Here is a 14,447-nt window from a genome sequence, read left to right as displayed (position 1 = left end):
TATCCGTACACGGTCTGCAACGCGGCCAATAAGTGTGCGAATGCTACGCTGAACATTGACGTGCAGCGACCGGCTAGTCAGCCACCAGTTCTGGTAGGTAAGCCAGTTGTGACGCCGCAAGGCAAGCCGGTGACAGTATGTATGCCGGTAGCTGACGGCGATCAGCCCGACAGCTTTACGGCAACGATTTGCGGACAGCCTGTAAGCGGCACCGCAGCGGTGAGTGCTAACAGCAACAGCCGTGAGGTCTGTCTGACCTACACGCCGACAGCGACGTTCAGTGGACCGACTACGGTTTGTGTGCAGGTTTGCGACAGCTACGGGAACTGTACCCAGACAATTATACCAATAACGGTGATCCCGGAAAGTGCGACCCAGCCAACTGGTCAGCCACCGGTGGTAGTAGTAATTCCGGTAGTGACACCGAAAAATACGACGGCGCAACTGTGTATGCCGATTGTAGACCCTAATGTGAGCGATACGCACTCGGTAACAGTCTGCGGCACTCCAGCAAAAGGTTCGGTGAGCGCGGTAGTGAACAACACGACTCATGAGGTTTGTATCACCTACACGCCGAATACCGGGGAAAAGGGTAATGATAGTTTCTGTCTGCGTGTGTGTGATCAGACAGGTCTGTGCACACAGGTGACGGTACCGGTAACGATCGTGGACCCGGTAGTACCAACACCGGGCACTCCTCCGGTAGTCGTACCGCCGTCGATTGTGACGCGGCCGAATGAGCCGGTAGTAGTTTGTACGGGTATTAGCGATACGCCGACAGACAGTCACACGGCTACAGTTTGCGGTGCGCCGGGCTTAGGGGGCGCGCAGGTAGGGGTCAACAACACGACGCATGTGTTGTGTGTGACCTACACACCGGGCAGCGTTCCGGGCAGCACATCGATGTGTGTGCAGGTGTGTGACCAGACGGGTCAGTGTACGCAGGTGATCATCCCGATCACGATTCTGCCGACACCGTGTACACTCGTCGCGCCGACAGTACAACCATCGTCGACAACCATCTGTAATACAGCCAGCCTGACCTTAACGGCTACGGGATCACCGGGTGCGGTATTTACATGGTCAGGTCCAAGCTTGACGGCTGCAACCGGTACGTCAGTAACAGTACTGCCTGCCGTCAGTGGATTACTAAGCTACACGGTAACACAAACGCTGAACAGTTGTACCAGCCCGCCACGCGTAGCTACTGTGCTTAGTACCTCAGCAGTGTGTCTCAAGGCACCGGTAGTGATAGGACAGTCACAGACAACAGAAAAGAACAATCCGGTAGTAGCCTGTATGCCGATCATTGATACGCCGACAGATACGCATAACGTAACCGTTTGTAGCCAACCTGCTCATGGCACAGTAAGTGCTGCGGTGAATAATGTTACGCGTCAAGTGTGTTACACGTATACGCCGGCGACGGACTATGTAGGAGAAGATCAGGTTTGTCTGATCGTTTGTGATCAGACTGGTCTTTGCGATACCGTTCGGGTACCAATTACAATTGTTGATCCGGTTAATCCGCCAACCGGTAATCCACAGATTGTCGTGACACCAATTACGTTGCCACAAAGTACATCGACAACTGTTTGTACGCCGGTTCTGAAGGTTTCTCCAACGGATCAACTGACGGCAACGATTTGCGGTGGTCCGCAGAAAGGAACAGCAACAGTAGCTATTGTGAACGGACAGTTGTGTATTACATATAATAACACAACCGGTATACCTGGTTCTGATACGGTTTGTGTAACAGTGTGTGATCAGTTGAATCGCTGTAGTTCGGCTGTCGTACCGATCACAATTACGGAAACACAGAAACCATCTAAGCCAATCCTGACAAATGCGCCGATTGTAGTGAAACCTGGACAAACCAAGCAGATTTGCCTGCCTTACAGAGATACCGAATCGGGTACACATACGGCTGCAATCTGTTCCGGCCCAACTAAGGGGACGGCAACTGTGAATGCGATTGAACTGCCGAAGCAGGTTTGTGTATCATACACGCCGAATCCGGGTGTAAACAACACAACCGATCAGATTTGTGTCGTATTGTGTAACAACCGGACAAACCTGTGTGACACTGTACGGGTACCGGTGACGATCCTGAGTAATCCGGCACAGACGCCATTGGCCATTGATGATATCAACACAACACCGATTAACCAGCCGGTACCAGGCAATGTGTTGACAAATGATCTTGGTTATGGTCTGCCACTAACGGCTACGCTACTCGGTCAGCCTACGTCAGGTACGGTAACGCTCACCAGCAACGGTAGCTATACCTATACACCGCCAACCGGCTTCACCGGAACTGTTACATTCCCATATCGGGCATGTAATACACCGACTAGTTGTGCAACGGCACTGGTGACAATCAAGGTGTTAAAAGAAAATGGTCCAGGGAATAATAAACCGGTTGCTAACAATGATAACGTCAGGACATTTGTAAATACGCCGATTGACATCAATGTTAAGGCAAATGACAGTGATCCCGATAATCCGGCAACCGATAATGGTACACTGGCAGATTTACCGGTGCAACTTACAAGTCCGGCAAACGGTAGTGTAGTGCTGAATACCTTAACCGGTAAGTTTATCTATACGCCGGCACCGAATTATCAGGGTAACGACAGTTTCAAATATAGTATCTGTGATAAGGGGAGCCCGGTGTTATGCGATACGGCAATTGTGACTATTATTATCAGACCACAAGGGCCAAACGAACCGCCTATTGCACTCGATGATCAGTATTTTACAAATGTCAATATACCGGTTAGCGGTTCTTTGGGAAATAATGATACAAATCCGTCTAACACTACACTGACCTATACCAGACAGCCGGTTACTGCACCAGTCCATGGCCAGGTAATCATCAATGCAAATGGTACGTTTAGCTATACTCCTGTTGCAGGATATACCGGAACAGATCAATTTGTGTATCAGGTTTGTAATGGAGCAGGGTGTGCGCAGGCGACAGCATATATCATTGTTTCGCCAAATCCACAGGCTTGTGTAACGGTAAATGTGAAAGTCTTGCTGGAAGGGCCATATAATGCGCTGACCGGAAGGATGAACACAATCCTGAATCAGCAAGGCTTGTTACCTGGCCAGCGGCGAACGAATACAAACTTCGGGGTAGCAACACCAGCTGGTCAGCCGTATAATACAGCACCGTGGAATTACACGGGAACCGAAGGGACACCGGTAAGCTTTACGTATGCATCGACGGTAGTAGATTGGGTGCTTGTGTCTCTGCGTAGCAGCGAACAGTCGCCGGCCGCAATCTGGCGCGCAGCAGGCTTGTTGCATGATGATGGCAGAATCACATTTGTGCAGCCTTGCTTCACCCTGCCAACCGGCAGCTACTATGTAGTAATTGAACATCGTAACCACGTTGGGGTAATGTCACCACAGAGTGTAGCGGTAACGAATAATACGATCAGTTTTGACTTTACTACACAAGACTCGTATATCGTGCTGGATCCACCGTCATTCGGTCAGATTCAGATTGGTAACAAGTGGCTCATGTATGCGGCTGACGGTAAGAAAAATACCTTCAACGATAACTTCGATATTAACTCGAAGGACTCTCAGTTGTGGCAGTCACAAAGTGGTCAGTTCCTGCAGTATCTGTTTGGCGACTTTAACATGGACGCCGACGTGAATGCGGAGGACAGTGTGTTGTGGAAGAAAAATAATGGTCGTTATTCACGCGTACCTCACTGATGAACAGAATAGCAGACCGGTGATGAGCCGGTCTGCTCCTCAATCATGATAAAACCCATTGAGCATATGAAAAAGATTCTGGTCTCATGCCTTATCGCTGCCAGTGCCTTATTGGCAGAGCGTGTTTACGGCCAAAACGGTCAGTATGATTTACGGATAACGCAGAAAAACATCAACTGTACGACGCAGAAAGCACAGGTCGATCTGGAAATTAAGGCGTCGTCTGCGACAACATCATTTCTGATCGGAAATGCAAACTTCCGGTTCCAGTATGATGCCAAAGTGTTCAAAAAACCGGTCCTTGTTAAACAACTGAATTTTTCGGGAAGCAATGACTATGGGGTACAGAACCTGAATGGCTCGCAGGAGAGTGCTGCTACAGGTATTGTGTCACTGAACATTTTCTATAATGGAGATGGCTTAAAAGCACAGAAAGTTCTGACGGAATGGACACCGATTGCAACAATCGAATTTGATGTTGACACGAAGACGACGATGCCAACCGAAATTGTCTGGTTAACCGATAAAAGCCTGCCCAAAACAGTGATGGAAGAATGGTTACCTTCGGAAACAGGTAAAGGGTATGTCTCAACGTTGGCTAAATCAGGTGGCGTATATACTAATCTGGCTATAGAGTCAATGAATAAGGTTTGTAGTAATGCCGGTGGTACAACGGATCTTACCGTTGACGAACCGTTATTTGTTCCGGAAGGATTTTCGCCGAACGGTGATATGATAAACGATAAGTTTGTTATCAAAAATACAAAAGGCCTTACAGTTGACCTGAAAGTATTTAACCGGTATGGTGCTGTAGTCTATACAAGTGATGACTATCAGAATGATTGGGATGGCCGGGGAACGACCGGACAGAATCTTCCCGACGGAACTTATTTTTATACGGTAAAACTAAGTGATGGCCGGAAAGTAACTCATTATCTGACAATTTCGCGATAATAGCAGAGTGAATAGGTTGAAAAGAAAAAAACGACTCTCAATACGGGGAGTCGTTTTTTTAGCACCTAAAGCAAGTAAAAGAGTAAACATCTTGATGGACTGTCTACAAGGGTTAATATCACCCGAATCACAGATGTAACAGAAAAATGACCATTTTTTTTATTTTTTTTTTATGATCATTTTAAGCTTGATGCTGACAGGCAATCAGGATCATTTAGTAAATGCAGAAAATAAAAATGTAGGTTACATAATGTATTGATATAGTCTATTGATTAACAATTGGTTGGCGTAATAGTGCAAAAAAAAACATGATCAGCATGTTACTTTATACGTCGTGATGATATTAACCGGTAAAAAAGTTAATATCGATTGGCTATGTACTTCCCTTATTTACGCGGACACCAAAGTGAACTATTGGCCTTAACAGAACTGTATACCAGAAACTCATATTATTCACACACTATACCAATTGTTGAACCCATACAAACAGGACGGGTGAATCCGTTCCGGAAATTAACAGAACAAGGCGTACCGTTTGTACTGGTTGTGAATCCGACAGTGGGTGCGCTGACAACAGCGGCTGGCCGGTATGCGATAGAGACAGCTATTCTGAAAAAAATACGAAAAAACTTTCAGCGTGGGATGCTGGGTATAATTGTAACGCCAGACACCCAACCCGATCTGATTGAATACTATTTTGATGTTTATCCGGCATTACCGAAAGTGATTATTCATCAGGCAGACTGCGTTAATCTGTCGCCGTTAGTGTACGATCCATCGGTAAAGTATCACATCTTTTTCGACAACCATACATCTGAAACATACCGGGAACGCTTCACAAATTACCCCCGTGTACTTGTACGCGATGGTTTCGTACGACGCGTTCCGGTGACGAATCATCCGCCGTTTGAGTTTTTCAGCGACCTGCCGCTGACTTACCGTCAGCTCGGCTATCAGGGGTTCGGGGATTTATTGACCGTAGGGCAGAACTATATCGAAAAACTCGGCGGTCCTAAAGCCGTGGCGATTCACTTTACGTTTGCAACCCGTAAGGCCGTTCGGATCGCACATTTTATTTCAGAAGAGGTAGAAGATACGTCTGTCTGTACAACATCCCGCTTCGGGGAGGCACTTGAGAAATTAATAAAGTTTATACAAGCCTACGGGCTCAATTCAAAAACAGCCGGCATAAAGGATTTTGAAGAATACTATCAACAACGGAGCTTTCCGGATATGGGTGGACTGAAAAAGGTTTGTCTGAAGCACCACCTTGAACTAATGCAGCAGTTTTTATAAGCACAAGGCCCGATAAAATCCGGGCCTTGTGCTTATAGATGACGGGACGGCGTTAATTTTTTTTTGTTTTTACGACTTCCAGTGCCTTTTTCTTGTTTTCCATTTCAGTCAGTGCGTTTGACTGATCGGTTTTATTCGTTTCGGTGTCTTTCAATAATTGGTCAAGCTCCTTGGCATTTTCGTCGATACGCCGCAGAAGAGTCTCTTTCTCCTTTTTATTACGATCCAGATCGCGTTGAAGGCGCTCTCCGTTGCGAACCATTTTCTGGTGATTTTTCTGCGCGTCATCCAATGCAGTCTCTGCCGTCCTTACTTCCTGATTGTATTGCACCTGGGCCGCAAAGTCTTTCAGCAATTGCTCCGCAGCAGCCGAATTTCCGTTGCCGGGCTTAATAAAATTACCGCTACCCAGATCAAACGCCACAAACAGCGTCGATGAACCCCGCGAGCTTTTTAACTGGCTGGTCAGGTTAAGCGGATCTGTCGATACCGACGGAATATCAGCATTGGTGACCCGATAAACACCGCGGGCGGTATTGACACGGCCAAACGTGCGTAGCTGCGCTTCCCACTCTTTTTCCAGTTGCTTGCTGTCTGCGGTGATGGTCAGAAAATATCCTTGCAGATTTACTTTTTCAACCGCTTGCTCACCGGCATAAACAGCCTGTGCCTGCGCCCCTGAGAAGGCAAAGGCAAAAGTGCAGAACAACACCAGACTCCGGATACCCGCCCCCCGGAGGGTATGCAGGATAGTACGTTTACGATTTTGTGGTTTCATGATTTAAAGGAGTTAATTTTTCAGTAATCAGTAACTTTTTGTCTCCGTTTTTTAGAGACGTAGCCAGTATGTAAATGTCACCACCGTCGCGTAAACCAAGCTTTTTTTTCAGCTCATCCACTTGTTGCGGAAAATTACGGACAGTCAGGTTTGCTTTTTTCTCTGCGGCTACATAAGGTTGGAGGGCTTTCCGGTCCGGCTTGCAGATTCCTTTCAGTAGAAACGTCCGCCCATACGGAAAAGTAACTGGTTCTGTTGAGGTATACAAGTGGCTGTGTGGCGCCAGCTTTTTCAGATTCAGCCGTGCCGCAAGGCTGCGGAAAGCGCCGGCTTTCAAAATAGCGGCGTTGGGCTCATAAATATATGATTCCGGGTCAGCAAACTGAACATCAACCGTCCGTTCTTCTTCGCGTTTAAAGGAAAACGAAACCGTTTGATCTGATAACAGATTGACCGCATGGAAACCAATCGGTTCGTCGGTTATCAACTGACGCTTAATCAGCAGTACTTCTTTAACCTCATTACGGACCGCAACAATGTAAATATCAGTCAGGCCGGGTAATTGCCGGATGGTGGTTTCCAGGTCTAGCAGAGGAGACGTTTTAATCATAATTGACCGGCCTTTTTCAAGCAACAAGGGCCATAGCGCTGTTACATCCGGTTCACAGTCGGTGAGTCGTACTACTTTTCCGCCATGCTCGTCGCGACGGGCGGGATCAAGGTAAATCCAGTCAGCGACACCTGGCTGTTGGCGGAGCAGTTCAGGTCCCTCTATAGCCTGTACAGACACATTCGTTGCGCCGAGTGCCTGCAGGTTATGAGCGGTTATCGCTGCCAGCTCAGCAACGCGCTCTGCGTATAGGACTACGTTAGCTTGCTTTGAAAAAGCCCAGGTATCAACACCCATGCCCCCTGTTAAATCAAGTAATATGTCACCGGAAATGAGCGATGCTTTATAGAGTGCCGTTTGCTCCGAGGATGCCTGTTCAACAGATAGGGGAGACGGGAAGAAAAGTGAAAAATTTTCGTACCATGACTGGAGCTTGTATCTGGCTTTTTGCCGGGCAGCAATCTGATTGGCTAACTTTTTTATATCCAGCGATTTATGCTTGCCCGACTTCAGGACTAACTGCTGTACATTATCCGTTAAATGCTCCCTGATGAAGTGTTGTTCAACCGGGTTGAGGAATATTTCTTCTGGTTTCAAGTAAATAAATGGTTTACTTTTAATCTCTTTTTAATTTTGTTCTGCCGGAATTTACATTCCGGTAAAACCACTCTATTCGTTATAACCGACTCATTGTAAAGAAACAATGTCAAACGTAAACCCTTTTCAAACATTTCGTGACTATCGGACCAACTTATTAAGTGCTGATTTGCCCGCAGGGCTATCCGTCTTTCTGGTTGCCTTACCGTTATGTCTGGGAATTGCTCTCGCATCGGGAGCCCCTTTATTCTCGGGATTGGTGGCAGGTATGATTGGCGGTATCATCATTGGTATACTGTCTGGTTCTGAAATAAGCGTTAGCGGCCCGGCTGCCGGATTAGCCGTCATTGTTGCTGATTCGATTGCAAAGTTAGGGTCTTATGAGGCTTTTCTGGTAGCGGTTGTGCTGGCAGGTGTGCTGCAACTGGTGCTCGGGCTTATAAAAGCCGGACGTTTCAGTAGTTTTTTTCCTGACAGCGTCATTAAAGGAATGCTGGTCGCCATTGGAATTGTCATTATTCTCAAGCAGATTCCGCATGCGCTGGGGCGGGATAATGATTATGAAGGCGAGTTTGAGTTTCAACAGCTGGCCGATGGCGAAAATACGCTTTCAGAAATTTACCGCGCTATGGTCACGGCAAGCCCCGGGGCAATTGTCATCAGCGCTTCTGCTCTTCTTGTGTTGATTATCTGGGAACGGATGGCAAGCCGGAAGGTTCGTTTTTTTCAAAACTTTCCCGGCGCGTTAGCAGTAGTTTGTCTGGGGGTAGGGCTGAATGAACTTTTCCGGGTCGTCAAACCGGATTGGTATATGGGCACCACAGCCCACCAGCACATGGTCCAGGTTCCGATTCTGAAACCTGGCCAGAGTATTCTGTCAATTTTTGATTTCCCTGATTTCAGTATGCTGGGTAATCCGCAGATTTATGCCGTGGCGGCCACTATTGCGCTGGTCGCCAGCCTGGAAACGCTGCTGAATCTGGAAGCTTCGGATCGTCTGGATCCGCAACGCCGGGTGTCGTCGTCGGATAAAGAGTTAGTAGCCCAGGGCATCGGCAATATGCTTTCCGGTCTGATTGGCGGATTACCGGTAACATCGGTTGTCGTCCGTACATCCGCAAATGTGTATGGAGGCGCCAAAACACGGGTATCGGCCATTACCCACGGTATATTATTGCTGTTAGCCGTTTTTCTGGGTGGTTTTGTCCTGAATATGATTCCGTTAGCCTGTCTCGCGGCCTTGTTGATAACCGTGGGCTACAAACTGGCAAAACCGGCCATTTTTCAGAAAATGTATAAAGATGGGGTCAACCAGTTTATCCCGTTTATGGTTACTGTTATAGGAATTGTGTTCACTGACTTATTAATTGGTATCCTGGTGGGATCCGTAGTAGGTATTTTTTTCGTATTGTATACGAATTACCAGTCTACATTCCGGGTTGTCCGGGACGGGCAGAAGGTGATGATAAAGTTTCAGAAAGACATGTATTTTCTCAGTAAACCACAGTTGAAAGAAGCCTTGAGCTCACTTCGCCCGGGAGACACTGTTTATGTGGATGGCAATGCTGCTTCGTTTATAGATCATGATATCTTCAGTATGCTGGAAGATTATGCAGAAACAGCGCGGTCGCAAAACATTAAGTATGAATTGATTAGTATAACTCAAAACAAACGCCTCATCCGAAATCATGCAAGAGTACGAGAAACTGCTGTTAGCTAATAAAGCGTGGGCCGCAGACAAAGTTGCATCAGACGCTGAATATTTTGATATACTGTCGGCTGATCAGAAGCCGAAATTCCTCTGGATTGGCTGTGCAGACAGCCGGGTTCCTGCTGAGCAGGTAACAGGGGCACAGCCCGGTGAAATTTTCGTTCAGCGTAACATCGCCAACCTGGTTGTTCATACAGATATGAACCTCTTAAGTGTGTTGCAGTATGCCGTTGAAGTCCTGAAAGTAAAACACGTCATTGTTTGCGGACATTATGGATGTGGTGGCGTGAAAACGGCTATGACCCCTAATAACCTGGGCTTAATTGATAACTGGATCCGTAATATAAAGGACGTTTATGCAAAGTTTCGTCCTGAATTAGAGAATATTGAGGATGAGGCCGAACGGTTTGACCGGCTGGTAGAACTAAACGTACAGGAACAGATCTATAATCTGGCCAAGACCGCTATTGTACAATCGGCCTGGAATAGTGAGCAGCGGCCGATTCTGCATGGCTGGGTATTTGACCTTCGCACGGGGTTAATCAAAGACATTGTTCGTCTGGAACCGGGAGCTGAAATAGATCCGATTTATCATTACAGCTTCCCGAATGTATTGTACTAAATGAGCATGGTTTACCCAATGGTTGCTTGATTGGGTAAATAATGTGTTTTAGAAAGCAAAATGGGAACGAAATAAACGGTGCTGAGACGTCTCGGCACCGTTTTTCTTTTTCGAGTAAATAGAACTATTTGGGGATTAAATTTTCTCATTTTGCTAAATTACTATATATTTGCTAAATAGCTATAGAAACCTCTATTAACCTGAACATGGCTGCTCCTAAGTGTCCGAAATGTGATTGTACAGATACAGTTCGAAACGGAATCATCAACGAAAGACAGCGATTCCGCTGTAAACAGTGTAACTATAACTTTACCGTCGATAAAGTTGGCAAAGGAATCAGCACGTACTATGTAATCAAAGCCTTACAGCTTTATATAGAGGGAGTTAGCTTTCGGGAGATTGAGCGTTTGTTGGGCGTTAGCCATGTTTCGGTTATGAACTGGGTGAAAAAATACCAGATCAAAGTACCCGAAAAAAATATCTACCACCCGACATATAAAATACTGAATCACAAAGAGTTGTCTGAGTTTTTTGCTAATCGGGAAAACGTGACCAGCGCCGGTATGATTGTGACCGAACTCGGGGATAAATTCATGCTCATCAAGTGGGAACGATTCAGAGATTAAACCACGGTTAACTGAGAGCTCACCGGTAAATGGCCCCGTTTAAACTGCCTATAGTCATTTAGCATAGCTATACCAATTATTTCGCCGATAGAGGGAAAGAGTACAGTTTTGAATCGAATTCTCGAAAAAACCAAAAACTACTCTTACCTACTGATGAAACGACTATTGCTATCTTTGGTGACTGCCCTCACCCTCTTCGGGGGCAGTCCCGACACTGCCCGGGCACAGGGCTCGTCTGAATACGGTTCCGGCCTGAAGTTTAACCTGAATCAGGAAGGTACCAAATACATGCGTCTGATTATGTGGAATCAAATCTGGTTCCGGTCGATGCAGATGAACCCGGGGACAGCCATTAACGGGCAGTCGGCAAGCAGTGTTACCGACATTGGCGCCCGACGCCTCCGGATGCTGGCCTACGCTCAGATTACTCCCCGTTACCTGATTCTGATGCACTTCGGGATTAACAACCAGACATTCCTGAACGGTGGTGCTGCCGGTACGAGCGGAACCGGCGGGTATGGGGCCGGAAAAAAGCCCGGCCTCTTCTTCCATGATGTTTGGAATGAATACGCAGTCGTACCAACTAAAAGCCCGGTGACGGGCAAGGCCAACAAATCGACCTTGTATCTGGGAGCCGGTCTGCACTACTGGCATGGTATTTCACGGATGACATCGGCCAGTACGCTGAATTTCCTGGCTGTTGATGCACCGATCTTTAACTGGCCGCTCATCGAAAACTCTGACCAGTTTGCCCGTTTGTTCGGGGTATATGCTAAAGGTAAACTCGGTAAGTTTGAATACCGGATGAACTGGAACAAACCCTTTGCGACTAATCTGGCACCTACAGAAGGTGCTGCCGTTGACAACAACGGGGTTAGCCGGATGTCGTACGGCGGGTATTTTGAATACCAGTTTCTGGATCAGGAAGCCAATATTCTGCCCTTTAAAGTCGGTACCTATGTGGGGACAAAACGAGTATTTAACATTGGTGCGGGCTTTTATCACCAGCCGGAGGGGACACAAAGCCTGAGCAACGGCGTAACCCAAAAACATGACATCAGCTTATTTGCGGTTGATATGTTTGCGGATCTGCCCTTTGGTGATAAAAAGAAAAATATGGCCTTCACCGCATACAGTACCTTCTACAGCAACAACTTCGGCCCCAATTACCTGCGTAACCTTGGCATTATGAACCCCGGCACCGTTGACCCTAAGTTTACCGACGCAAAAGCACTGGCAGGTCCCGGAAACCTGCAGCCAATGATCGGTACCGGTACGATCTGGTACACACAAGCTGGTCTGCTGTTACCCAAAGGCGATAATGCCAAAGCAAGAGTACAGCCATTTGCGGCATATACCTACAAAAATTTCGAAGCCTTGGGTAAGGCAAACAGTAGCTTTGACGTAGGGTGTAACTTTTACATCGACGGACACCACGCCAAAATTACGCCGCAGTATTCGACACGGCCGGTTTATACGGATAAGAACACAATTAGTGGCAGCAAAGGCAGCTTTATAGTACAGGCGCAGGTATATTTATAAACCTGATCATTCCGCAAAACAACCAACCAATAAACCCTGATACGTTTAACCTCTTTCTACAAACATGATTGCTGAACCTACAAACTCAAAAGCGTCGGCAGACGAGACCCGTTCACTAATCAGCGTAATTGGTGCCTCGTCGGTAGGTACGCTGATCGAATGGTACGACTTTTACATCTTTGGCTCGCTGGCGTCTGTTCTGGCAACAAAATTTTTCCCTGAAGGTAACCCCACAGCGGCTTTCCTGTCGACACTGGCTACGTTTGCCGCCGGATTCGTGGTACGACCTTTCGGCGCGCTGTTCTTCGGGCGTCTGGGCGACCTGATTGGCCGGAAATATACATTCATGGTAACTCTGCTGCTGATGGGGGGAGCTACTTTCGCCATCGGTCTGATCCCGAGCTACGAAACCATCGGCTTTCTGGCTCCGCTGCTGGTCCTTGTCCTGCGCCTGCTGCAAGGCCTTGCGTTGGGCGGAGAATATGGCGGTGCGGCAACCTATGTGGCCGAACACGCACCGGCAAACCGCCGTGGCTACTGGACATCATGGATCCAGACAACCGCAACTATCGGCTTGTTTGTATCGCTCCTGGTGATCATGTTGACCCGTATGTCGCTGTCGAAAGAGGCATTCAGTGACTGGGGCTGGCGGGTACCGTTCCTGGCGTCAATTCTGATGGTATTTGTTTCGTATATCATCCGCCGCAACATGAAGGAGTCTCCGCTGTTTGCGAAAGTAAAAGCCGAAGGCAAAGCGTCGGCAAACCCGCTGAAAGAAAGCTTCGGCAATAAATACAACTTTAAGTTTGTGTTGCTGGCTCTGTTCGGTGCTACCATGGGGCAGGGAGTTGTCTGGTATACCGGTCAGTTCTATGCCATGAGCTTCCTGGAAAAAGTATGTAATGTCGACAAGATGCAGTCAGATGCCCTGATGACAATTGCGCTCCTGCTGGGTACACCGTTCTTCGTCGTGTTCGGCTGGCTCTCAGACCGCATTGGCCGTAAAGGAATCATGATGGCAGGGATGCTGGTCGCTATCCTGTCGTACCGGACGCTCTACGAAAATATGTATCAGACTACCAACCTGAAAAACAAGCAGGAGATTGCCGCCAGTACAACGAAAGACTCAACCGTGGCGGCAGATCCTAAAGTGGTCGGCGGATCGATCCAGACCATTACCGTGAAGAAAGAATATACAGATGGTACGAAATATGAAGAAGTAACAAAACTTAAAATTTCGCCGGATCCGAACGCTGAGCCTGCTAAACCGGATGTGAAAAAGTCTGTCACCATCAACGACAGCGACAAGTGGACACTGATCTGGCTGGTATTTATTCAGGTATTATTTGTGACGATGGTATACGGCCCGATTGCTGCGTTCCTCGTAGAAATGTTCCCGACCCGGATCCGCTACACGTCCATGTCGTTGCCTTACCACATTGGTAACGGTGTGTTCGGGGGCTTGCTGCCGGCTGTTGCAACGTATCTGGCAACCAAGGCAAAAGATGCCAATACGGCCGCCGAGAAGGCAGGAGATGCGCTGCCGTATGCTGCGCCGTATCTCGAAGGGCTTTGGTACCCGATCATTGTGGCTGCCGTCTGCCTCGCCATTGGCGTCGTCTACATCAGCGGGAAAGACAAAAAAAATGCTGACTAATCATTCACAAGACCTTTAACGAACATACGTCATGAACGGATTAAAGAAAATATTAGGTGTCCTTTGGCTGGCTATTGCTGCTCTGACAGGATATTTCGGCATCGTACAGTTTGGTTTGCCAAAACTGGCGTCCGGTAAACAGGATGATCTGGTCTTTGGTATCATCATCTTATTTGTACTGATGCCGATTGTAGTAGGAGGCTTAGTGACTTTTGGCTTGTACGCCTTACAAGGCGAGTACAATACGGAGGAATAAGCTGGTAATGGGTTAGGTGATCACTAAGCCCGGTGAGCTTCTCGCCGGGCATTAGTTATAAACAAC

General features: G+C 47.5%; 11 protein-coding genes. 9 read left to right on the top strand and 2 right to left on the bottom strand.

Annotated elements, in window-relative coordinates:
• The 3 genes from BLX24_RS23160 to BLX24_RS23150 form a co-directional block, all read left to right on the top strand.
• Positions 1-3,732 (top strand): Ig-like domain-containing protein (locus tag BLX24_RS23160; protein WP_071505593.1); only part of this gene is annotated, 3,732 nt, incomplete at its 5' end.
• A gap of 66 nt (positions 3,733-3,798) precedes the next feature.
• Positions 3,799-4,686 (top strand): T9SS type B sorting domain-containing protein, encoded by an 888-nt coding sequence (locus BLX24_RS33670; protein ID WP_071505592.1) that lies wholly within the window; start codon positions 3,799-3,801, stop codon positions 4,684-4,686.
• Positions 4,687-5,061: 375 nt separating this feature from the next.
• Complete coding sequence (locus BLX24_RS23150) at positions 5,062-5,982, top strand: sce7725 family protein (RefSeq protein WP_143092767.1); 921 nt, start codon at positions 5,062-5,064, stop codon at positions 5,980-5,982.
• Between the two features lie 52 nt (positions 5,983-6,034).
• Here BLX24_RS23150 and BLX24_RS23145 read toward each other — a convergent pair whose 3' ends face one another.
• On the bottom strand, positions 6,035-6,760 hold the full coding sequence (locus tag BLX24_RS23145; protein WP_071505590.1) for a hypothetical protein: 726 nt from the start codon (positions 6,758-6,760) through the stop codon (positions 6,035-6,037).
• Positions 6,741-7,967, bottom strand: a complete 1,227-nt coding sequence (locus tag BLX24_RS23140) for a THUMP-like domain-containing protein (RefSeq protein ID WP_229201878.1) — start codon at positions 7,965-7,967, stop codon at positions 6,741-6,743. Before BLX24_RS23140 ends, BLX24_RS23145 begins: the two co-directional genes overlap by 20 nt.
• A gap of 106 nt (positions 7,968-8,073) precedes the next feature.
• Here BLX24_RS23140 and BLX24_RS23135 point away from each other — a divergent pair, with 106 nt between their 5' ends.
• The 6 genes from BLX24_RS23135 to BLX24_RS23110 all read left to right on the top strand — a co-directional run bounded on the left by BLX24_RS23135 (position 8,074) and on the right by BLX24_RS23110 (position 14,381).
• Positions 8,074-9,687 (top strand): SulP family inorganic anion transporter, encoded by a 1,614-nt coding sequence (locus BLX24_RS23135; protein WP_071505589.1) that lies wholly within the window; start codon positions 8,074-8,076, stop codon positions 9,685-9,687.
• Positions 9,656-10,300: a carbonate dehydratase gene (can, locus tag BLX24_RS23130; protein ID WP_071505588.1), complete on the top strand. Its 645-nt coding sequence runs from the start codon at positions 9,656-9,658 to the stop codon at positions 10,298-10,300. Before BLX24_RS23135 ends, can begins: the two co-directional genes overlap by 32 nt.
• A gap of 206 nt (positions 10,301-10,506) precedes the next feature.
• Positions 10,507-10,926 carry an IS1/IS1595 family N-terminal zinc-binding domain-containing protein gene (locus BLX24_RS33930; protein ID WP_071505587.1) on the top strand — a complete coding sequence of 140 codons (420 nt, stop codon included), beginning with the start codon at positions 10,507-10,509 and terminating at the stop codon, positions 10,924-10,926.
• Between the two features lie 153 nt (positions 10,927-11,079).
• Positions 11,080-12,468: a porin gene (locus BLX24_RS23120; RefSeq protein ID WP_071505586.1), complete on the top strand. Its 1,389-nt coding sequence runs from the start codon at positions 11,080-11,082 to the stop codon at positions 12,466-12,468.
• A gap of 64 nt (positions 12,469-12,532) precedes the next feature.
• Complete coding sequence (locus tag BLX24_RS23115; RefSeq protein WP_071505585.1) at positions 12,533-14,125, top strand: MFS transporter; 1,593 nt, start codon at positions 12,533-12,535, stop codon at positions 14,123-14,125.
• Positions 14,126-14,156: 31 nt separating this feature from the next.
• On the top strand, positions 14,157-14,381 hold the full coding sequence (locus BLX24_RS23110; protein ID WP_071505584.1) for a DUF6814 family protein: 225 nt from the start codon (positions 14,157-14,159) through the stop codon (positions 14,379-14,381).
• Positions 14,382-14,447: the final 66 nt, after the last annotated feature.

It is taken from the genome of Arsenicibacter rosenii (genome assembly GCF_001870735.1).
Lineage (GTDB): Bacteria > Bacteroidota > Bacteroidia > Cytophagales > Spirosomataceae > Arsenicibacter > Arsenicibacter rosenii.
The sequence above is the reverse complement of the archived record's forward strand: the minus strand, read 5'-3'. Positions and strand labels throughout refer to the sequence as shown.

Excerpts from the sequence above, each read along its gene's own strand:
- can (WP_071505588.1), top strand. The coding sequence starts at position 9,656 with ATGCAAGAGTACGAGAAACTGCTGTTAGCTAATAAAGCGTGGGCCGCA.
- BLX24_RS23135 (WP_071505589.1), top strand. The coding sequence starts at position 8,074 with ATGTCAAACGTAAACCCTTTTCAAACATTTCGTGACTATCGGACCAAC.
- BLX24_RS23120 (WP_071505586.1), top strand. The coding sequence starts at position 11,080 with ATGAAACGACTATTGCTATCTTTGGTGACTGCCCTCACCCTCTTCGGG.
- BLX24_RS23110 (WP_071505584.1), top strand. The coding sequence starts at position 14,157 with ATGAACGGATTAAAGAAAATATTAGGTGTCCTTTGGCTGGCTATTGCT.
- BLX24_RS23150 (WP_143092767.1), top strand. The coding sequence starts at position 5,062 with ATGTACTTCCCTTATTTACGCGGACACCAAAGTGAACTATTGGCCTTA.
- BLX24_RS33670 (WP_071505592.1), top strand. The coding sequence starts at position 3,799 with ATGAAAAAGATTCTGGTCTCATGCCTTATCGCTGCCAGTGCCTTATTG.
- BLX24_RS23145 (WP_071505590.1), bottom strand. The coding sequence starts at position 6,760 with ATGAAACCACAAAATCGTAAACGTACTATCCTGCATACCCTCCGGGGG.
- BLX24_RS23115 (WP_071505585.1), top strand. The coding sequence starts at position 12,533 with ATGATTGCTGAACCTACAAACTCAAAAGCGTCGGCAGACGAGACCCGT.
- BLX24_RS33930 (WP_071505587.1), top strand. The coding sequence starts at position 10,507 with ATGGCTGCTCCTAAGTGTCCGAAATGTGATTGTACAGATACAGTTCGA.